Source organism: Cupriavidus sp. FW306-1B-F12B (genome assembly GCF_058781795.1).
This window is the reverse complement of record NZ_JBYSXC010000016.1, coordinates 152,196-169,561: the sequence shown is the minus strand read 5'-3', so window position 1 is coordinate 169,561 and position 17,366 is coordinate 152,196. Positions and strand designations below refer to the sequence as shown.

The window sequence follows — 17,366 nt, the reverse complement described above, 5'->3', positions numbered from 1 at the left end:
GGTGCCATCATGGAAGTGAAAGCGATTCATCGCGGTGCCCGCATCTCCGCCCAGAAGACGCGCCTGGTCGCTGACCAGATCCGTGGTCTGCCGATCGAGCGCGCGCTCAATGTCCTGACGTTCAGCCCGAAAAAGGCTGCCGGGATCGTGAAGAAGGTGGTCGAATCGGCCATCGCCAACGCTGAGCACAACGAAGGCGCCGACATCGACGAACTGAAGGTCAAATCGATCTTCGTCGACAAGGCAACCTCGCTCAAGCGCTTCACCGCACGGGCGAAGGGCCGCGGCAACCGCATCGAGAAACAAACCTGTCACATCACTGTGACGCTCGGCAACTAAGGAGTCACGATGGGACAGAAGATTCATCCGACTGGCTTCCGCCTGGCTGTCAGCCGTAACTGGGCTTCGCGCTGGTACGCCAGCAACACGAAGTTCGCCGGCATGCTGAAGGAAGACATCGAAGTTCGGGACTTCCTGAAGAAGAAGCTGAAGAACGCATCGGTTGGCCGCGTCGTGATCGAGCGCCCCGCCCGCAATGCACGCATCACCATTTACAGCTCGCGTCCGGGCGTGGTGATCGGCAAGAAGGGTGAGGACATCGAACTGCTCAAGGCTGAGCTGCAGCGTCGCATGGGCGTGCCCGTGCATGTGAACATCGAGGAAATCCGCAAGCCGGAAACCGATGCTCAGCTGATCGCCGATTCGATCACCCAGCAGCTCGAGCGCCGCATCATGTTCCGCCGCGCCATGAAGCGCGCCATGCAGAACGCGATGCGCCTGGGCGCCCAGGGTATCAAGATCATGAGCGCCGGCCGTCTGAACGGTATCGAAATCGCACGTACCGAGTGGTACCGCGAAGGCCGTGTGCCCCTGCACACCCTGCGCGCCGACATCGACTACGGCTTCTCCGAAGCAGAAACCACCTACGGCATCATCGGTGTCAAGGTGTGGGTCTACAAGGGTGATCACCTCGGCCGCAACGACGCGCCGGTGGTGGAAGAGCCGCAGGACGACCGTCGTCGTCGCCCGGGTCGTCCGGAAGGCCGCCGCCGTGAAGGCGAAGGCCGTCCGGGTGGCAACCGCCGCGGCGGTGCCGGTGCCGGTCGCCGCGCTGCGCCTGGCGCAGATGCGAAGAGTGGAGAATAACGATGCTGCAACCGAAGCGCAGAAAATACCGCAAGGAGCAGAAAGGCCGCAACACGGGTAAGGCTACCCGTGGTAACGCCGTGTCTTTCGGCGAATTCGGCCTGAAGGCCATGGGCCGTGGCCGCCTGACCGCTCGTCAGATCGAGTCGGCACGTCGTGCGATGACCCGCCACATCAAGCGTGGCGGCCGCATCTGGATCCGGATTTTCCCGGACAAGCCGATCTCGAAGAAGCCTGCCGAAGTCCGTATGGGTAACGGTAAGGGCAATCCGGAGTACTACGTGGCTGAAATCCAGCCGGGTAAGATGCTGTACGAAATGGATGGCGTGAGCGAAGACCTGGCACGTGAGGCGTTCCGCCTCGCGGCCGCCAAGCTGCCGATCGCCACCAATTTCGTGGTGCGCCAGGTCGGGACGTAAGGAGAGCAGGGATGAAAGCATCCGAACTTCGCGGCAAGGACGCCGCCGGGCTGAACCAGGAGCTCTCCGAGCTGCTGAAGGCCCAATTTAGCCTGCGCATGCAAAAGGCGACCCAACAGCTGCAGAACACCAGCCAGCTGAAGAAGGTTCGCAAGGACATCGCGCGTGTGCAAACCGTGCTGACTCAAAAGGCAAACGCGAAATGACTGAAGCTGCACAAACGGAAAAGTCGCTTCGCCGTACCCTGGTCGGCCGTGTCGTGAGCGACAAGATGGACAAGACCGTTACGGTCTTGGTGGAAAACCGCGTCAAGCATCCTCTGTACGGCAAGTACGTGCTGCGTTCGAAGAAGTACCACGCACACGACGAAGCCAACCAGTACAAGGAAGGCGACAAGGTCGAGATCCAGGAAGGCCGTCCGCTGTCGCGGACCAAGTCCTGGGTGGTTTCCCGGCTGGTAGAGGCTGCACGCGTCATCTAAGAACAACACGTTCTTAGCTTGACTTGCAAGTCCAGGATTATGTAGCTATAATCCTGGACTTCCGCTTTGTTGCGTTCGCCTTTGCATTACCACCCGGGCGGGCCTGTGAAGCGAGCCAGGACCGAGCGCCCTCAACAAATAGTTGAGATCGCCTGGTTCCTACCGACTTCAAAGTTGATCAACCCATACGGAGCTGGCGCAATGCCGGAGCCGACGGGACCAAGACTGACCGATGGGCGCTTTTTGCACCTGACGGATTAAGTTGGGAAGACAAACACCATGATTCAGACAGAAAGCCGGCTCGAAGTAGCCGATAACACTGGTGCGCGCGAAGTGCTGTGCATCAAGGTGCTGGGTGGCTCCAAGCGCCGCTACGCAAGCGTAGGCGACATCATCAAGGTGACCGTCAAGGACGCAGCGCCGCGCGGTCGCGTGAAGAAGGGCGACATCTACAACGCCGTCGTCGTGCGTACCGCCAAGGGCGTGCGCCGCGCTGACGGTTCGCTGATCAAGTTCGACGGCAACGCCGCCGTCCTGCTGAACAACAAGCTCGAGCCGATCGGCACCCGTATCTTCGGGCCGGTGACTCGTGAACTCCGTACCGAGCGCTTCATGAAGATCGTGTCGCTCGCTCCGGAAGTGCTGTAAGGAGCCGCCATGAACAAGATTCGCAAAGGCGACGAAGTCATTGTGCTGACCGGCAAGGACAAGGGCAAGCGCGGTACCGTGCAAGCTGTCCTGGGCGACAAGGTTGCGGTGCAAGGCGTGAACATCGCCAAGAAGCATGCCCGCCCGAACCCGATGCTGGGCACTACCGGTGGTGTGGTCGACAAGGTCATGCCCCTGCATATTTCCAACGTTGCGCTCGTGGATGCCAATGGCAAGCCGTCGCGCGTCGGCATCAAGGTGGAAGACGGCAAGCGCGTGCGCGTGCTGAAGACCACCGGTGCCGTCGTGGCAGCTTGATTCTGGGCACGTATAGGAGTTGAGCATGGCAGCACGTCTGCAAGAGTTTTACAAAGAACAGGTTGTGCCGAAGCTGATCGAACAGTTCGGCTACAAGTCGGTCATGGAAGTGCCGCGCATCACCAAGATCACCCTGAACATGGGTCTTGGCGAAGCCATCAATGACAAGAAGATCATTGAGAACGCCGTCGGCGACCTGACCAAGATCGCCGGTCAGAAGCCGGTCGTGACGAAGGCCAAGAAGGCTATCGCCGGCTTCAAGATCCGTCAGGGCTACCCCATCGGTGCGATGGTGACCCTGCGCGGCGAGCGCATGTTCGAATTCCTCGATCGTTTCGTTACCGTGGCCCTGCCGCGCGTGCGTGACTTCCGTGGTGTGTCGGGCCGGTCGTTCGACGGTCGTGGCAACTACAACATCGGTGTGAAAGAGCAGATCATTTTCCCCGAAATCGAGTACGACAAGATCGACGCACTGCGTGGTCTGAACATCAGCATCACGACGACGGCAAAGAACGACGAGGAAGCCAAGGCACTCCTCGGTGCGTTCAAGTTCCCGTTCCGCAATTAAGGGGTAACCGTGGCTAAACTGGCTCTGATTGAACGTGAGAAGAAGCGCGCCAAGCTGGTGGCGAAGTATGCCGCCAAGCGCGCCAACCTCAAGGCCATTATCGACGACCAAGAGAAGTCGGAAGAAGAGCGTTACAGCGCGCGTCTCGAGCTGCAACAGCTCCCGCGCAACGCGAACCCGACCCGCCAGCGTAACCGCTGCGCGATCACCGGTCGTCCCCGCGGTACCTTCCGCAAGTTTGGCCTGGCGCGTAACAAGATCCGCGAAATCGCCTTCAAGGGCGAAATCCCGGGTCTGACGAAAGCCAGCTGGTAATTACGCACAGGCTACAGGAGAAACAGTATGAGCATGAGCGATCCTATCGCCGATATGCTGACGCGCATCCGCAACGCCCAGGGCGTGCAGAAAGCGTCGGTTGTCATGCCGTCGTCGAAGCTGAAAGTGGCAATCGCCAAGGTCCTGAAGGACGAAGGCTACATCGACGACTACGCCGTCCAGGAAGATGGCGGCAAGGCACAACTGAGCATCGGTCTCAAGTACTACGCCGGCCGTCCGGTCATCGAGCGCATTGAGCGCGTCTCGAAGCCCGGCCTGCGCGTGTACAAGGGCCGCAGCGACATCCCGCAAGTGATGAACGGCCTGGGTGTGGCGATCATTTCGACCCCGCAGGGTCTGATGACCGACCGCAAGGCTCGCGCCACTGGCGTGGGCGGCGAAGTTCTCTGCTACGTCGCTTAAGGAGAGAACCATGTCCCGTGTAGGTAAGGCTCCCATCGCGCTCCCCAAGGGCGCGGAAGTGAACGTGGCGGCTGGCGTGCTCTCCGTAAAGGGCCCGCTCGGTACGCTGTCGCAGCCGATTCACAGCCTGGTCAAGGTCAATGTCGAAAACGACACGCTGACCTTCAGCCCGGCTGACGAATCGCGTGAAGCAAATGCTCTGCAGGGCACCATGCGTGCTCTGGTGGCCAACATGGTCAAGGGCGTAACCACCGGTTTCGAGCGCAAGCTGAACCTCGTCGGCGTGGGCTATCGTGCCCAGCTGCAAGGCGCTGCGCTGAAGCTCCAGCTTGGTTTCTCGCACGACGTGATCCATGAGATGCCGGAAGGCGTGAAGGCGGAAACGCCGACGCAGACCGAGATCATCATCAAGGGTGCGGACAAGCAGAAAGTCGGTCAGGTTGCCGCGGAAGTCCGCGCGTACCGCCCGCCTGAGCCCTACAAGGGCAAGGGTGTGCGTTACTCGGACGAGCGCGTCATCCTGAAGGAAACCAAGAAGAAGTAAGGGGTGCAATGATGAACAAGAAAGACGCTCGTTTGCGCCGTGCACGTCAGACCCGCGCCAAGATCGCGGAGATGAAAGTCAATCGTCTGACCGTGTTCCGTACGAATTCGCATATTTACGCCCAGGTTTTCTCGGAGTGCGGCACCAAGGTGCTGGCTTCCGCGTCGACCGCCGAGGTGGAAGTGCGCAAGGAACTGGATGGCAAGGGCGCTACCGCCGCTGCCGCCACCGTGGTTGGCAAGCGCATCGCCGAGAAGGCGAAGGCTGCCGGCGTGGAAACTGTCGCGTTCGATCGCGCCGGCTTCCGTTTCCATGGCCGCGTCAAGGCCCTGGCAGACGCCGCTCGCGAAGCCGGCCTGAAGTTCTAAGCGCATAGAGAGAGATACGTCATGGCAAAGATGCAAGCAAAAGTCCAACAGGACGAACGCGACGACGGCCTCCGCGAGAAGATGATCTCGGTCAACCGCGTCACCAAGGTGGTGAAGGGTGGCCGGATTCTCGGTTTCGCTGCGCTGACCGTGGTTGGTGACGGCGATGGCCGCATCGGCATGGGCAAGGGCAAGGCCAAGGAAGTGCCGGTTGCTGTTCAGAAGGCAATGGACGAAGCCCGTCGCAAGATGGTCAAGGTCTCGCTGAAGAACGGCACGCTGCAACACGAAGTCGTTGGCAAGCACGGCGCCGCCAAGGTGCTGATGATGCCCGCCAAGGAAGGTACCGGCGTGATCGCCGGCGGCCCGATGCGCGCGATCTTCGAAGTGATGGGCGTCACCAACGTGGTGACCAAGTCGCACGGCTCCACCAACCCGTACAACATGGTTCGCGCCACGCTGGACGGCCTTCAGAAGATGAGCACGCCGGGCGAAATCGCCGCCAAGCGTGGCAAGTCGGTCGAAGACATCCTGGGTTAAGGTGAACGCAATGTCGCAGAAAACCGTAAAAGTGCAACTCGTGCGCAGCCTGATCGGCACGCGCGAGGATCATCGCGCCACTGTTCGTGGCCTGGGCCTGCGCCGCATCAACTCGGTGTCGGAGCTGCAGGACACGCCCGCTGTGCGCGGCATGATCAACAAGGTCTCGTACCTGGTCAAGGTTCTGGCCTGATACCGGGAACTCGGAGAGCAAGATGCAACTGAACAACCTGAAACCGGCCGCCGGTTCGAAGCACGCCAAGCGTCGCGTCGGCCGCGGTATCGGCTCCGGCCTGGGCAAGACTGCCGGTCGCGGCCACAAGGGTCAGAAGTCGCGTTCGGGCGGCTTCCACAAGGTGGGCTTCGAAGGCGGTCAAATGCCGCTGTATCGTCGCCTGCCCAAGCGCGGCTTCACCTCGCTGACCAAGGCGTTCAACGCCGAAGTCACGCTGCGTGACATCGAGCGCCTGGAAGCGGCCGAAGTCGACCTGCTGGTCCTGAAGCAAGCTGGCCTGGTGGGCGAGCTGGTCAAGAGCGCCAAGGTCATCAAGGCTGGCGAACTGACCCGCAAGGTGACGATCAAGGGTCTGGGCGCCACCGCTGGCGCCAAGGCCGCGATCGAAGCCGCCGGCGGCCAGATCGCAGCCTGACAGGCATTTATCGCAGCATAGGCAGTTATAGTCGGAGCATCGTTTGGCCACGGCGAAACCCAATGCAAGCGCGCAAGCCAGGAACACGGCGAAGTACGGCGACCTCAAGCGCCGGCTGATGTTCCTGGTGCTGGCCCTGATCGTGTACCGCATCGGCGCTCATATTCCGGTGCCCGGTATCGATCCGGAGCAGCTTGCGAAGCTTTTCCAGAGTCAGTCGGGTGGCATCCTCGGGATGTTCAACCTGTTCTCGGGCGGGGCGCTGTCGCGCTTTACCGTCTTCGCGCTCGGCATCATGCCGTACATCTCGGCGTCGATCATCATGCAGTTGCTGACGATCGTGCTGCCGCAGCTGGAGGCGCTGAAGAAGGAAGGGCAGGCAGGGCAACGCAAGATCACGCAGTACACGCGCTACGGCACCGTGGTCCTGGCCACGTTCCAGGCGTTGTCGATTGCGGTGGCGCTGGAGTCGCAGCCTGGGCTGGTGCTGGATCCGGGCCTGATGTTCCGGGCCACGGCAGTGATTACGCTGGTGACCGGCACGATGTTCCTGATGTGGCTGGGTGAGCAGATCACCGAGCGTGGTCTGGGCAACGGCATCTCGATCATCATCTTCGGCGGTATCGCGGCGGGCCTGCCCAACGCGATCGGCGGACTGTTCGAACTGGTCCGCACGGGTTCCATGAGCATCATCGCGGCGATCTTCATCGTGGCGATCGTGATCGGTGTGACCTTCGCCGTGGTGTTCGTCGAGCGGGGCCAGCGCAAGATCCTGGTGAACTATGCCAAGCGTCAGGTCGGCAACAAGGTGTACGGCGGCCAGTCGTCGCACCTGCCGCTGAAGCTGAACATGGCAGGGGTGATTCCGCCGATCTTCGCATCGTCGATCATCCTGTTCCCGGCGACGATCGCGGGCTGGTTCACGTCCGACGCGACGGGTTCGGTTGGCGGGTTCATCAAGGACCTGGCTGCCACGCTGTCGCCGGGCCAGCCGGTCTACATCCTGCTGTACGCTGCTGCGATTGTATTTTTCTGCTTCTTCTACACGGCCCTGGTGTACAACAGCCGTGAAGTGGCAGACAACCTGAAGAAAAGCGGTGCCTTCATTCCGGGCATTCGTCCGGGCGAGCAGACGACGCGCTATATCGACAAGATTCTGGTGCGCCTGACGCTGGCTGGTGCGGTCTATATCACACTGGTCTGCCTGTTGCCGGAATTCCTGGTGCTGCGGTGGAACGTTCCGTTCTACTTTGGCGGAACCTCGCTGCTGATCATCGTGGTCGTCACGATGGACTTCATGGCTCAGGTTCAGTCTTACGTGATGTCGCAGCAATATGAGTCGCTGCTGAAGAAGGCGAATTTCAAGGGCAATCTGACCTTGCGCTGACTTCGGATCGGTACAGGCTAGGTATGGCAAAAGACGACGTCATCCAGATGCAGGGGGAGGTCCTGGAAAACCTTCCCAATGCGACGTTCCGGGTCAAGTTGGAAAATGGCCATGTAGTACTGGGCCATATCTCCGGCAAGATGCGAATGAACTACATCCGGATTCTTCCGGGTGACAAGGTGACGGTCGAGCTGACCCCATATGATCTGTCGCGCGCACGAATCGTCTTCCGGACGAAGTGAGCGAACAGGAATTGAAGGAAGAGGAAAATTATGAAAGTGCTGGCTTCTGTTAAGCGCATTTGCCGCAACTGCAAAATCATCAAGCGCAACGGTGTCGTGCGCGTGATCTGCTCGTCGGATCCCCGCCACAAGCAACGCCAAGGCTAATCGGAAAGAGGATTGACGAATGGCACGTATCGCAGGGGTTAACATCCCGAACCACAAGCACACCGAAATCGGCCTGACGGCCATTTATGGTGTCGGCCGCTCGCGCGCTCGCAAGATTTGCGAGGCCACCGGTGTACCGTTTGACAAGAAGGTCAAGGATCTGACCGACGCCGACCTGGAAAAGCTTCGTGACGAAGTGGGCAAGGTCACGGTCGAGGGTGACCTGCGTCGTGAAACCACGATGAACATCAAGCGTCTGATGGACCTTGGTTGCTATCGTGGCATGCGTCACCGCAAGGGCCTGCCCATGCGCGGTCAGCGTACCCGGACCAATGCCCGCACCCGCAAGGGTCCGCGCAAGGCCGGCGTGGCTCTGAAGAAGTAAAGCCGAAGGCAGAGGAAGAAACTAATGGCAAAAGGTCCGAATAACGCCGCTCGCGCGCGTAAAAAGGTCAAGAAGAACGTTGCCGACGGCATTGCGCACGTCCACGCCTCGTTCAACAACACCATCATCACGATCACCGACCGCCAGGGCAACGCCCTGTCGTGGGCGACCGCCGGTGGCCAGGGCTTCAAGGGTTCGCGCAAGTCGACCCCGTTCGCTGCCCAGGTTGCTGCCGAGAACGCCGGCCGCGTGGCGCAAGACCAGGGCATCAAGAACCTGGAAGTGCGCATCAAGGGCCCCGGCCCGGGTCGTGAATCGGCTGTCCGCGCGCTGAACGCGCTGGGCATCAAGATCGCGATCATCGAAGACGTCACGCCGATTCCGCACAACGGCTGCCGTCCGCCGAAGCGCCGCCGCATCTGAGCGTTGGTGTGTCCGGGCCCGGTGGGTTTACCTGCCGGTTTCGGATATGGTAGTATCGCGCGTTGACCTGCTGCATTTTAATGCGGCAGGTTTTCGTTTTGCGTCGAGGGAATGTCTCTTACGGCACATTCCCATGCCGGCGCACCGTAAATGCTTGCAGCGTTGTACCGGCAACGGGACGCGCTTAATAAGCCCACCGTCCGTCACGGTCTCCCGGGTGCAGAAATGCACTGCGGAAGTACTGCGTTGACGGACTCGCGGCGCGTCTTGAAGGCGTCGCGATCGATCAAAGGAAGACAACGTGGCACGTTATACCGGCCCGAAGGCCAAACTTTCCCGCCGTGAAGGCACCGACCTGTTCCTGAAGAGCGCCCGTCGCTCGCTCGCCGACAAGTGCAAGCTGGACAGCAAGCCGGGCCAGCACGGCCGCACCTCGGGTGCACGCACCTCCGACTACGGCAACCAGCTGCGCGAAAAGCAGAAGGTCAAGCGCATCTACGGTGTGCTCGAGCGCCAGTTCCGCCGCTACTTCGCCGAAGCCGACCGCCGCAAGGGCAACACCGGCGAAAACCTGCTGCAACTGCTGGAATCGCGCCTGGACAACGTCGTGTACCGCATGGGCTTTGGCTCGACCCGCGCTGAAGCGCGCCAGCTGGTGTCGCACAAGGCGATCCTGGTGAACGGTCAGACCCTGAACGTGCCGTCGGCCCAGATCAAGTCTGGCGACGTCGTCACCATCCGCGAACAGTCGAAGAAGCAAGTCCGTATCGCTGAATCGCTGTCGCTGGCCGAGCAGTCGGGCTTCCCGACCTGGGTGGCCGTGGATTCGAAGAAGTTCGAAGGCACCTTCAAGCAAGTGCCGGATCGCGCCGATATCTCGGGCGACATCAACGAAAGCCTGATCGTCGAACTGTACTCGCGTTAATCACGCGAGCGGAACGGCCCAGAGCTTGCGTTCGCCGCAAAGCTTCCCTTCCAGCCCGACGCGCTGTACGCGCGGTCGGGCTTCGCCCATCTCGCGATGGGATTTTCAGGTTCCAAACGTCAGCCTTATCGGTGTAACGAGCCGAGGGTATTGAAAAGGACAACCTAATGCAAACAGCACTCCTCAAGCCAAAAATCATCGCCGTCGAGCCTCTGGGCGACCATCACGCCAAAGTCGTGATGGAGCCGTTCGAGCGCGGCTACGGCCATACGCTCGGTAACGCCCTGCGTCGCGTGCTGCTGTCGTCGATGGTCGGCTATGCACCGACCGAAGTCACGATCGCTGGGGTGGTCCACGAGTATTCCACCATCGACGGCGTGCAGGAAGACGTCGTCAACCTGCTGCTCAATCTGAAGGGCGTGGTGTTCAAGCTGCACAACCGCGACGAAGTCACGGTGTCGCTGCGCAAGGATGGCGAAGGCGTGGTCACGGCTGCCGATATCGAGCTGCCGCACGACGTCGAGATCATCAACCCGAACCACGTGATCGCCCATCTGTCGGCCGGTGGCAAGCTGGACATGCAGATCAAGGTCGAGCAAGGCCGCGGCTATGTGCCGGGCAACGTGCGCAAGTTCGGCGACGAGTCGGGCAAGGTCATCGGCCGCATCGTGCTGGACGCCTCGTTCTCGCCGGTGCGCCGCGTCTCGTACGCGGTTGAATCCGCTCGCGTGGAACAGCGTACCGACCTGGACAAGCTGGTGATGAACATCGAAACCGACGGCGTGATCTCGCCCGAGGAAGCGATCCGCCAGTCGGCCCGTATCCTGGTCGACCAGCTGTCCGTGTTCGCAGCGCTGGAAGGCACCGAGTCGGCAGCCGAAGCTGCATCGAGCCGTACGCCGCAGATCGACCCGATCCTGCTGCGCCCGGTCGACGACCTGGAGCTGACGGTGCGTTCGGCCAACTGCCTGAAGGCCGAGAACATCTACTACATCGGCGACCTGATCCAGCGTACCGAGAACGAACTGCTCAAGACCCCTAACCTGGGTCGCAAGTCGCTCAACGAGATCAAGGAAGTCCTCGCCTCGCGTGGCCTGACCCTCGGCATGAAGCTCGAGAACTGGCCGCCCGCAGGTCTGGAGAAGTAATTGTGGCGCGGGGCATTGGTCCCGCACCGCGGTAACCGCCCTGGCTTCGTGCCAGGGCTCGTATGACTACCGGCCCGCGTCCAGCCGCATCGGACGATAGAAGAGCTGGTCAAACACTTAACTGAAAGGAATCATCATGCGTCACCGTCATGGTCTGCGGAAACTGAACCGCACCTCGTCGCACCGTCTCGCGATGCTGCGCAACATGTCCAACTCGCTGTTCCAGCACGAGCTGATCAAGACCACCGTGCCCAAGGCCAAGGAACTGCGCAAGGTTGTCGAGCCGCTGATCACGCTGGCCAAGAAGGACACCGTTGCCAACCGCCGCCTGGCTTTCGCCCGCCTGCGCGACCGCGACATGGTCACCAAGCTGTTCACCGAACTGGGCCCGCGCTACGCCACCCGTCCGGGCGGCTACACCCGCATCCTGAAGTTCGGTTTCCGTCAGGGCGACAATGCGCCGATGGCGCTGGTCGAACTGGTGGATCGTCCGGAAATCACCGAAGCCCCGGCTGAAGAAGCCGCGGAATAAGGTTGGTTTCCCGACCCGTCGCTGCGACGGGTCCGGGCACACCGCTTTACAATCGAGCCAGGCATCCGCCTGGCTCTTTTGTTTTTGGGACGCCGCAAGGAGAGTGTCGATGCAAAGTCATACCGACCCGGCCGAGGTGATCGTCGTGATCACCAATGCCCCCGATGCCGAGACTGCCGCGCACCTGTCGCAGGTAGTGCTGCAGGCGCGCGCCGCCGCCTGCGTGAACCGCCTGGCGCCGGTCGAGTCCGAGTACTGGTGGCAGGGCAAGCTGGAGCGCGCGCAGGAGTGGCCGCTGCTGATCAAGACCACGCGTGCACGTTACGCTGCGCTGGAGGCCGTGATCCGGCAACATCACCCCTACGACGTGCCGGAACTCATAGCGTGGCCGGTGACGGCTGGTTACGCGCCGTACCTGGCCTGGGTCCGTAGCGAGACCGAGACCGCCTCAGCGCCGGCAAAGTAGGGGCAACCGCGCCCGCAGCGCAGCAGCAGGTACGCCGGCCCCCCAGTTCAAGACAGACAGGAAACAGCGAGATGACCATTGGTTTGGCACTTCCGGAGCGCGCGCTCGGGCAGGACTGGGCGCGGCATATTGCCGCAGCGCTGTTGGCGGCATTGGCCTGGGTGTGCCTGGCGGGCGGCGTGCATGCCGCCACCGAAGACGACTTCCTGCCGCCGGAGCAGGCCTTCCGCTTCGCCGCGAGCCAGCTTGACGACAAGACGGTCGAGGTGCGCTTCGAGGTTGCCCCCGGCTACTACATGTACCGCGAGCGCTTCGCCTTTGCCGCGCAACCCGCCGACGTGAAACTGGGAACGCCGGCGTATCCGCCCGGCAAGGTCAAGTTCGACGAGACCTTCGGCAAGGAGATGGAGACCTACCGCGACAGCGTGGTCATCCGCGTGCCGGTGGAGGCGGCTCCGGCCGACGGCAAGTGGTCGCTGACGGTCACCTCGCAGGGCTGCGCCGACAAGGGCCTGTGCTATCCGCCGATGGAGAGCGTGTACAAGGTCGGCGGCAGCGGGCTTGCCGACCTGTTCGGCAAGCGCGGGCGCTCGGATGCGCCGGCGGCCGTGCCTGCCCCTGCGCCAGCCGCCCCCGCGGTGCTGCGCGCCGACGACAGCGACCGCATCGCCGGCGCGCTGGCGAGCCGCAACCTGGCCCTGATCGCCGCGCTGTTCTTCGGCCTGGGCCTGCTGCTGACGTTCACCCCGTGCGTGCTGCCGATGGTGCCGATCCTGTCCTCGATCGTCGTGGGCGAGCACGTCACGCGCGGCCGTGCGCTGGTGGTGTCGCTGGCCTACGTGCTGGGCATGGCGGTGGTGTACACCGCGGTCGGCGTGGCTGCCGGGCTGCTGGGCGAGGGCCTGTCGGCCGCGCTGCAGACACCGTGGGTGCTGGGCCTGTTCGCGGCGCTGATGGTGGCGCTGGCGCTGTCGATGTTCGGGCTGTACGAGCTGCAACTGCCGCAGCGCTGGCAGACCCGCCTGACCGAATCGTCGAACCGCCGCCAGGGCGGCCAGGTGGCGGGTGCGGCGGCGATGGGCGCGATTTCGGCGCTGATCGTCGGGCCCTGCGTCACTGCGCCGCTGGCCGGGGCGCTGGCCTATATCGCGCAATCCCGCGATGCCGTGATCGGCGGCGCGGCGCTGTTCGCCATGGCGCTCGGCATGGGCGTGCCGCTGGTGCTGGTGGGCGTGGGCGCGGGCAACCTGCTGCCGCGGGCCGGGCGCTGGATGGAGGTCACCAAGCGCTTCTTCGGCTTCCTGCTGCTGGGCGTGGCGCTGTGGATGCTGGGGCCGGTGCTGCCGGCCTGGGCCTCGATGCTGGCGCTGGCGGGGCTGCTGCTGGTGGCGGCGGTGTTCCTGGGCGCCTTTGACGGCCTGGGCCCGGATCCGCGCAACCTGGCGCGGGTGGGCAAGGGCGTGGGCGTGCTGTTCGCGATCGCAGCGGCCATCGTGCTGATCGGCGTGGCCTCGGGCGGGCGCGATCCGCTGCAGCCGCTGTCGCACCTGAGCGTGGCACGCGGTGGCGCAGAAGCCGCTGCCGGCGCGCAGGCGGTGCGCTTCGAGCGCGTGCGCAGCGTGGCCGAGCTCGATGCCCGCGTGGCGCAGGCCGCCGCCGCAGGCAAGCCGGTGCTGCTGGATTTCTACGCCGACTGGTGCGTCAGCTGCAAGGAAATGGAGCGCATGACCTTCGTCGATCCGCGCGTGCGCGCGCGGCTGTCCGAGATCGTGCTGCTGCAAGCGGACGTGACCGCCAACAATGCCGACGACAAGGCGCTGCTCAAGCGCTTCGGCCTGTTCGGGCCGCCCGGCATCATCCTGTTCGGGCCTGACGGGCGCGAGCGCCCGGTGCGCGTGATCGGCTACCAGTCGGCCAACCGCTTCCTGGAAAGCCTGGAGCGGGCCTTCGGCACGCGTACCAGCACCTGAGGCGTACCTTGGTGCTGCGCTGCGGCTACCGTTCCAGCCGCCGCCCCAGCGCCCACAGCGCGGCCAGCCCCAGCGCCACGGCGCCCATCAGGCCGATCGACCACCAGAACCCGTGCGGCTCGCGCAGCCAGGGCATGCGGTCGAAGTTCATGCCGAAGACACCGGTGATCAGCGTCAGCGGCATGAACAGCGCCGTGATCAGCGTCAGCGCGCGCATGGTGCGGTTGGTCCGGTGCGCCACGGCGGAGAAGTGGATCTGCACCGCCGACTCGATCGAATCCTCCAGCCGGCGCGCGTGCGCCAGCACGCGCTGGATATGCTCCATCACGTCGTTGATGCGCACCAGCAGCACCTCGTCACGCCCCGGCGCATTGGCCGGGCCGCCGGGCTGGTCGCTGCTGTAGCGGTTGTCGAGCAGGCTGTCGCGGAATTCCTGCAGCGCGTCGCGTTGCTCTTCGCTCAGGTGCTCCAGCTTGCGCAGCTGGATGCGGGCATCCAGCAGTCCCTCCCAGCTTGAGAAGCTGCGGCGCGAATTGAGCAGCGCGCGCTGCCAGCGGTCGAGCTGGCGCGTCAGCGGCGCGCGCAGTTCCAGGTAACGGTCGACCATCGCATTGAGCAGGCGCAGCATCAGGTCCTCGGGCCGGCTGGGCGGGCGCACGCCGTGCAGCAGCGGCTGGCCATTGCCGCGCACGGGCGTGGCCTGCGGGCGTGGTGCCTGGCATAGCTCGACCAGGCGCTGGCGCACCTGGTCAACGGTGCGCGATTGCCCCGAGCGCACCGTGACCAGCACCGTGTCGAACACGAAAAACGTGACCGGCTGGGTGTCGATCTTGGCCAGTGCCGGGAGGAAGCCGGGCGGATAGCGCTTCTGGCGGGCGGCGGACTCGGCAGCGGACGGCTTCGCCGTGCCGGCCGCAGGGTCCTGCGGCTCGGCCTCGGCGATGGCGCGGCTGGTCTCGAAGGTGAGCTTGCGGAAGATCACCATGTCGTACGCATTGGTCGTGTCGAAATACGACGGATGCGCGGCATTGGTGGCGTCGGCCAGGTGCAGGTCCAGGATCGGCGCGCCGGCAAGCTGGCGCACGCTCTCGCGCCAGGCATCCGGCGCGGCGGTGACTTCCTCGGTGGAGAAATCCGCCCAGACGAACAGTGACGCGGCATTGCCGCCGAGGAAGTTGCCCGCGTCGGTGAGCGAGGCGAGCGGGTGTACCTGGCTGGCCGAGAAGCCTAGCAGTTCCATAGGCGCTCTGTCGGTTGGCCGCTCAGGCCGTCAGCAGCCGCGCGGCGTCGCGCGCGAAATAGGTCAGGATGCCGTCGGCGCCGGCGCGGCGGAAGGCCAGCAGCGATTCCATCATCACCTTGTCGTGGTCCAGCCAGCCGTTCTGCGCGGCGGCCTTGAGCATCGCGTACTCGCCGCTGACCTGGTAGACGTAGGTGGGGAAGCGGAACTCGTCCTTCACGCGGCGCACGATGTCCAGGTACGGCATGCCGGGCTTGACCATCACCATGTCGGCGCCTTCCAGGATGTCCTGTGCCACTTCGCGCAGGGCTTCGTCGGTATTGGCCGGATCCATCTGGTAGGTCATCTTGTTGCCCTTGCCCAGGTTGGCGGCCGAGCCCACCGCGTCGCGGAAGGGGCCGTAGAACGCCGACGCATACTTGGCCGAGTACGCCATGATGCGCGTATGGATATGGCCGTTGTCTTCCAGCGCGGTGCGCACCGCGCCGATGCGGCCATCCATCATGTCGGACGGGGCCACGATGTCGACACCGGCTTCGGCCTGTGCCAGTGCCTGGCGCACCAGGATCTCGACGGTCACATCGTTGATGACATAGCCGTTGTCGTCCAGCACGCCGTCCTGGCCGTGGCTGGTGTACGGGTCGAGCGCCACGTCGCAGAGCACGCCGAGCTCGGGGAAGCGGTCCTTGAGCGCGCGCACGGCACGCGGCACCAGGCCCTCGGGGTTGGTGGCCTCGATGCCGTCCGGCGTCTTCAGCGACGGGTCGATCACCGGGAACAGCGCGATCACCGGGATGCCCAGCTTGACGCAGTCTTCGGCCACCGGCATCAGCAGGTCGACCGACACGCGCTCGACGCCCGGCATCGACGCCACCGCCTGGCGCTGGTTCTGGCCGTCGAGGATGAAGACGGGGTAGATCAGGTTGTCCGGCGACAGGCGATGCTCGCGCATCATGCGGCGGGAGAAATCATCGCGGCGCATGCGGCGCGGGCGGTATTCGGGGAAGGTGGACATGGCGGGCTTCTTGACTGTAGGGCTGGACAGGAAAGCGGGCCGGCAAGCACGGCGCGCGCGGCAAAGCGCGGTCCAAAGCCGCTGGCCGAAGAAAAACTAAACTTTTGAGCGTGCCCGCTATCATACTCGCGGACACTTTGCGTTGCGCCCTGCGTGGCGCGGTGTCTCCCGCTACTCCTCCCTGAGCGGGTACCCGCCCCAGCGGCGGGAAAGTTTGTCCCCGTTGCTTGCAGCGGGGCTTTTTTTTGCGTGCTGACCTGGTGATTACACTGCGGGATCGGCAGCAGGCGGCTCGCTCTTCTCCGCTGCGGACCGGGCTTCGGCCTTCTGCGCTTCCGGCAGGTTGAGCCAGCCGGCGATCACGCCCTGCGCCTCTTCGATGCCGCGGCGCTTCAGGCTGGAGAAGAGCTGTGCCGTCATCGGCACCGGTGTTTCCATCTGCTCGGCGTAGCCCTGCAGCATCTTGCGGGTCTCGCGCAGCGCCTTGGCGTTGTCGCTGTTGGTCAGCTTGTCGGCCTTGGTCAGCAGCACGTGGATGGGGCGCCCCGTCGGCAGGAACCACTCCACCATCTGGCAATCGAGATCCGTGAACGGACGGCGCGCGTCCATCATCAGGATCAGGCCGGACAGTTGCTGGCGCGTCTGCACATAGTCGCTCAGCAGTCCCTGCCAGTGGTACTTGGCCGAGCCCGAGACCTCGGCATAGCCGTAGCCGGGCAGGTCGACCAGGAAGGCGAGCGGGTCGGGCGCCTTGACCGGCGCCACCGAGAAATAGTTGATGTGCTGCGTGCGCCCGGGGGTGCGCGACGAGAACGCCAGCCGCTTCTGGTTGCACAGGATGTTGATGGCCGTGGACTTGCCGGCGTTGGAGCGGCCGGCGAACGCCACCTCCGGCACGGCCGTGGCGGGCAGGTCGCGCAGGTGGTTCACGGTGATGAAGAAGCGGGCCTGGTGAAGAAGGGACATGCGCTAGAGCGGTGGGGCGGGCCGCGGAGGCTGTGCGCATTGCGCATGCCGGGGCCGGGGTCTCGCCAGGGTGGGATGGCTGGCGGCCTGGGCCGCCCGC

The 17,366-nt window shown here is 63.7% G+C and carries 28 protein-coding genes; 25 read left to right on the top strand and 3 right to left on the bottom strand.

The annotated features are described in order from the left end of the window. The first annotated feature begins 9 nt into the window (after positions 1-9). From rplV to dsbD, 25 genes are all read left to right on the top strand, one after another. A complete protein-coding gene (gene rplV, locus AC3WLE_RS24670) occupies positions 10-339 on the top strand; it encodes a 50S ribosomal protein L22 (protein ID WP_010812393.1) in 330 nt (109 codons plus the stop codon). A gap of 9 nt (positions 340-348) precedes the next feature. Then, complete coding sequence (gene rpsC / locus AC3WLE_RS24665; protein WP_010812392.1) at positions 349-1,146, top strand: 30S ribosomal protein S3; 798 nt, start codon at positions 349-351, stop codon at positions 1,144-1,146. 2 nt (positions 1,147-1,148) lie between these two features. Beyond that, the gene (gene rplP / locus AC3WLE_RS24660) at positions 1,149-1,565 is read left to right on the top strand and encodes a 50S ribosomal protein L16 (RefSeq protein WP_010812391.1); all 417 of its coding nucleotides are present in this window, start codon (positions 1,149-1,151) and stop codon (positions 1,563-1,565) included. A gap of 11 nt (positions 1,566-1,576) precedes the next feature. Further along, a complete protein-coding gene (gene rpmC / locus AC3WLE_RS24655) occupies positions 1,577-1,771 on the top strand; it encodes a 50S ribosomal protein L29 (protein ID WP_010812390.1) in 195 nt (64 codons plus the stop codon). Continuing rightward, entirely contained in the window at positions 1,768-2,046 is a 279-nt protein-coding gene (gene rpsQ, locus AC3WLE_RS24650; RefSeq protein WP_010812389.1) for a 30S ribosomal protein S17, read from the top strand. The genes rpmC and rpsQ overlap by 4 nt, the downstream gene beginning before the upstream one ends. A gap of 279 nt (positions 2,047-2,325) precedes the next feature. Next, complete coding sequence (gene rplN / locus AC3WLE_RS24645; RefSeq protein WP_010812388.1) at positions 2,326-2,694, top strand: 50S ribosomal protein L14; 369 nt, start codon at positions 2,326-2,328, stop codon at positions 2,692-2,694. A gap of 9 nt (positions 2,695-2,703) precedes the next feature. Beyond that, complete coding sequence (gene rplX, locus AC3WLE_RS24640; protein ID WP_010812387.1) at positions 2,704-3,012, top strand: 50S ribosomal protein L24; 309 nt, start codon at positions 2,704-2,706, stop codon at positions 3,010-3,012. Between the two features lie 25 nt (positions 3,013-3,037). Next, complete coding sequence (gene rplE / locus AC3WLE_RS24635; protein ID WP_010812386.1) at positions 3,038-3,580, top strand: 50S ribosomal protein L5; 543 nt, start codon at positions 3,038-3,040, stop codon at positions 3,578-3,580. A 9-nt stretch (positions 3,581-3,589) separates the two neighbouring features. Next, on the top strand, positions 3,590-3,895 hold the full coding sequence (gene rpsN / locus AC3WLE_RS24630; protein ID WP_010812385.1) for a 30S ribosomal protein S14: 306 nt from the start codon (positions 3,590-3,592) through the stop codon (positions 3,893-3,895). 27 nt (positions 3,896-3,922) lie between these two features. Next, entirely contained in the window at positions 3,923-4,318 is a 396-nt protein-coding gene (gene rpsH / locus AC3WLE_RS24625) for a 30S ribosomal protein S8 (RefSeq protein ID WP_010812384.1), read from the top strand. Positions 4,319-4,328: 10 nt separating this feature from the next. After that, positions 4,329-4,862, top strand: coding sequence for a 50S ribosomal protein L6 (gene rplF / locus AC3WLE_RS24620; RefSeq protein ID WP_010812383.1), 534 nt, complete (start codon positions 4,329-4,331; stop codon positions 4,860-4,862). 11 nt (positions 4,863-4,873) lie between these two features. Beyond that, positions 4,874-5,230 carry a 50S ribosomal protein L18 gene (gene rplR, locus AC3WLE_RS24615; RefSeq protein WP_010812382.1) on the top strand — a complete coding sequence of 119 codons (357 nt, stop codon included), beginning with the start codon at positions 4,874-4,876 and terminating at the stop codon, positions 5,228-5,230. 21 nt (positions 5,231-5,251) lie between these two features. Beyond that, positions 5,252-5,770 (top strand): 30S ribosomal protein S5, encoded by a 519-nt coding sequence (gene rpsE, locus AC3WLE_RS24610; RefSeq protein ID WP_006160449.1) that lies wholly within the window; start codon positions 5,252-5,254, stop codon positions 5,768-5,770. A 10-nt stretch (positions 5,771-5,780) separates the two neighbouring features. Continuing rightward, the gene (gene rpmD, locus AC3WLE_RS24605; protein WP_010812381.1) at positions 5,781-5,963 is read left to right on the top strand and encodes a 50S ribosomal protein L30; all 183 of its coding nucleotides are present in this window, start codon (positions 5,781-5,783) and stop codon (positions 5,961-5,963) included. Positions 5,964-5,985: 22 nt separating this feature from the next. Next, a complete protein-coding gene (gene rplO, locus AC3WLE_RS24600) occupies positions 5,986-6,420 on the top strand; it encodes a 50S ribosomal protein L15 (protein ID WP_010812380.1) in 435 nt (144 codons plus the stop codon). Between the two features lie 43 nt (positions 6,421-6,463). Next, on the top strand, positions 6,464-7,807 hold the full coding sequence (gene secY, locus AC3WLE_RS24595) for a preprotein translocase subunit SecY (protein ID WP_010812379.1): 1,344 nt from the start codon (positions 6,464-6,466) through the stop codon (positions 7,805-7,807). Between the two features lie 23 nt (positions 7,808-7,830). Further along, positions 7,831-8,049: a translation initiation factor IF-1 gene (gene infA / locus AC3WLE_RS24590; protein ID WP_010812378.1), complete on the top strand. Its 219-nt coding sequence runs from the start codon at positions 7,831-7,833 to the stop codon at positions 8,047-8,049. Between the two features lie 30 nt (positions 8,050-8,079). After that, positions 8,080-8,196: a 50S ribosomal protein L36 gene (rpmJ, locus tag AC3WLE_RS24585; protein WP_008642959.1), complete on the top strand. Its 117-nt coding sequence runs from the start codon at positions 8,080-8,082 to the stop codon at positions 8,194-8,196. Positions 8,197-8,215: 19 nt separating this feature from the next. Further along, positions 8,216-8,581, top strand: a complete 366-nt coding sequence (rpsM, locus tag AC3WLE_RS24580; RefSeq protein ID WP_010812377.1) for a 30S ribosomal protein S13 — start codon at positions 8,216-8,218, stop codon at positions 8,579-8,581. A 24-nt stretch (positions 8,582-8,605) separates the two neighbouring features. Beyond that, positions 8,606-9,004, top strand: a complete 399-nt coding sequence (rpsK, locus tag AC3WLE_RS24575; protein WP_010812376.1) for a 30S ribosomal protein S11 — start codon at positions 8,606-8,608, stop codon at positions 9,002-9,004. 301 nt (positions 9,005-9,305) lie between these two features. After that, on the top strand, positions 9,306-9,929 hold the full coding sequence (rpsD, locus tag AC3WLE_RS24570) for a 30S ribosomal protein S4 (protein ID WP_013958240.1): 624 nt from the start codon (positions 9,306-9,308) through the stop codon (positions 9,927-9,929). 167 nt (positions 9,930-10,096) lie between these two features. Continuing rightward, positions 10,097-11,077 (top strand): DNA-directed RNA polymerase subunit alpha, encoded by a 981-nt coding sequence (locus tag AC3WLE_RS24565; protein ID WP_010812374.1) that lies wholly within the window; start codon positions 10,097-10,099, stop codon positions 11,075-11,077. 136 nt (positions 11,078-11,213) lie between these two features. Further along, on the top strand, positions 11,214-11,609 hold the full coding sequence (gene rplQ, locus AC3WLE_RS24560) for a 50S ribosomal protein L17 (RefSeq protein WP_010812373.1): 396 nt from the start codon (positions 11,214-11,216) through the stop codon (positions 11,607-11,609). A 109-nt stretch (positions 11,610-11,718) separates the two neighbouring features. Continuing rightward, on the top strand, positions 11,719-12,075 hold the full coding sequence (gene cutA, locus AC3WLE_RS24555; protein WP_492320436.1) for a divalent-cation tolerance protein CutA: 357 nt from the start codon (positions 11,719-11,721) through the stop codon (positions 12,073-12,075). Positions 12,076-12,146: 71 nt separating this feature from the next. Continuing rightward, positions 12,147-14,045 carry a protein-disulfide reductase DsbD gene (gene dsbD / locus AC3WLE_RS24550; protein ID WP_492357225.1) on the top strand — a complete coding sequence of 633 codons (1,899 nt, stop codon included), beginning with the start codon at positions 12,147-12,149 and terminating at the stop codon, positions 14,043-14,045. 25 nt (positions 14,046-14,070) lie between these two features. Here the strand turns inward: dsbD and AC3WLE_RS24545 are convergent, their stop codons facing one another. The 3 genes from AC3WLE_RS24545 to yihA form a co-directional block, all read right to left on the bottom strand. Beyond that, entirely contained in the window at positions 14,071-15,285 is a 1,215-nt protein-coding gene (locus tag AC3WLE_RS24545; RefSeq protein WP_492320434.1) for a magnesium transporter CorA family protein, read from the bottom strand. A 22-nt stretch (positions 15,286-15,307) separates the two neighbouring features. Continuing rightward, positions 15,308-16,300, bottom strand: a complete 993-nt coding sequence (gene hemB, locus AC3WLE_RS24540; RefSeq protein ID WP_010812369.1) for a porphobilinogen synthase — start codon at positions 16,298-16,300, stop codon at positions 15,308-15,310. A gap of 264 nt (positions 16,301-16,564) precedes the next feature. Further along, positions 16,565-17,266, bottom strand: coding sequence for a ribosome biogenesis GTP-binding protein YihA/YsxC (yihA, locus tag AC3WLE_RS24535; protein WP_492294440.1), 702 nt, complete (start codon positions 17,264-17,266; stop codon positions 16,565-16,567). Between the last annotated feature and the right edge of the window lie 100 nt (positions 17,267-17,366).

Coding starts and splice junctions, on each gene's coding strand:
- rplV (WP_010812393.1), top strand. CDS start 10: ATGGAAGTGAAAGCGATTCATCGCGGTGCCCGCATCTCCGCCCAGAAG.
- rpsC (WP_010812392.1), top strand. CDS start 349: ATGGGACAGAAGATTCATCCGACTGGCTTCCGCCTGGCTGTCAGCCGT.
- rplP (WP_010812391.1), top strand. CDS start 1,149: ATGCTGCAACCGAAGCGCAGAAAATACCGCAAGGAGCAGAAAGGCCGC.
- rpmC (WP_010812390.1), top strand. CDS start 1,577: ATGAAAGCATCCGAACTTCGCGGCAAGGACGCCGCCGGGCTGAACCAG.
- rpsQ (WP_010812389.1), top strand. CDS start 1,768: ATGACTGAAGCTGCACAAACGGAAAAGTCGCTTCGCCGTACCCTGGTC.
- rplN (WP_010812388.1), top strand. CDS start 2,326: ATGATTCAGACAGAAAGCCGGCTCGAAGTAGCCGATAACACTGGTGCG.
- rplX (WP_010812387.1), top strand. CDS start 2,704: ATGAACAAGATTCGCAAAGGCGACGAAGTCATTGTGCTGACCGGCAAG.
- rplE (WP_010812386.1), top strand. CDS start 3,038: ATGGCAGCACGTCTGCAAGAGTTTTACAAAGAACAGGTTGTGCCGAAG.
- rpsH (WP_010812384.1), top strand. CDS start 3,923: ATGAGCATGAGCGATCCTATCGCCGATATGCTGACGCGCATCCGCAAC.
- rplF (WP_010812383.1), top strand. CDS start 4,329: ATGTCCCGTGTAGGTAAGGCTCCCATCGCGCTCCCCAAGGGCGCGGAA.
- rplR (WP_010812382.1), top strand. CDS start 4,874: ATGAACAAGAAAGACGCTCGTTTGCGCCGTGCACGTCAGACCCGCGCC.
- rpsE (WP_006160449.1), top strand. CDS start 5,252: ATGGCAAAGATGCAAGCAAAAGTCCAACAGGACGAACGCGACGACGGC.
- rpmD (WP_010812381.1), top strand. CDS start 5,781: ATGTCGCAGAAAACCGTAAAAGTGCAACTCGTGCGCAGCCTGATCGGC.
- rplO (WP_010812380.1), top strand. CDS start 5,986: ATGCAACTGAACAACCTGAAACCGGCCGCCGGTTCGAAGCACGCCAAG.
- infA (WP_010812378.1), top strand. CDS start 7,831: ATGGCAAAAGACGACGTCATCCAGATGCAGGGGGAGGTCCTGGAAAAC.
- rpmJ (WP_008642959.1), top strand. CDS start 8,080: ATGAAAGTGCTGGCTTCTGTTAAGCGCATTTGCCGCAACTGCAAAATC.
- rpsM (WP_010812377.1), top strand. CDS start 8,216: ATGGCACGTATCGCAGGGGTTAACATCCCGAACCACAAGCACACCGAA.
- rpsK (WP_010812376.1), top strand. CDS start 8,606: ATGGCAAAAGGTCCGAATAACGCCGCTCGCGCGCGTAAAAAGGTCAAG.
- AC3WLE_RS24565 (WP_010812374.1), top strand. CDS start 10,097: ATGCAAACAGCACTCCTCAAGCCAAAAATCATCGCCGTCGAGCCTCTG.
- rplQ (WP_010812373.1), top strand. CDS start 11,214: ATGCGTCACCGTCATGGTCTGCGGAAACTGAACCGCACCTCGTCGCAC.
- cutA (WP_492320436.1), top strand. CDS start 11,719: ATGCAAAGTCATACCGACCCGGCCGAGGTGATCGTCGTGATCACCAAT.
- dsbD (WP_492357225.1), top strand. CDS start 12,147: ATGACCATTGGTTTGGCACTTCCGGAGCGCGCGCTCGGGCAGGACTGG.
- AC3WLE_RS24545 (WP_492320434.1), bottom strand. CDS start 15,285: ATGGAACTGCTAGGCTTCTCGGCCAGCCAGGTACACCCGCTCGCCTCG.
- hemB (WP_010812369.1), bottom strand. CDS start 16,300: ATGTCCACCTTCCCCGAATACCGCCCGCGCCGCATGCGCCGCGATGAT.
- yihA (WP_492294440.1), bottom strand. CDS start 17,266: ATGTCCCTTCTTCACCAGGCCCGCTTCTTCATCACCGTGAACCACCTG.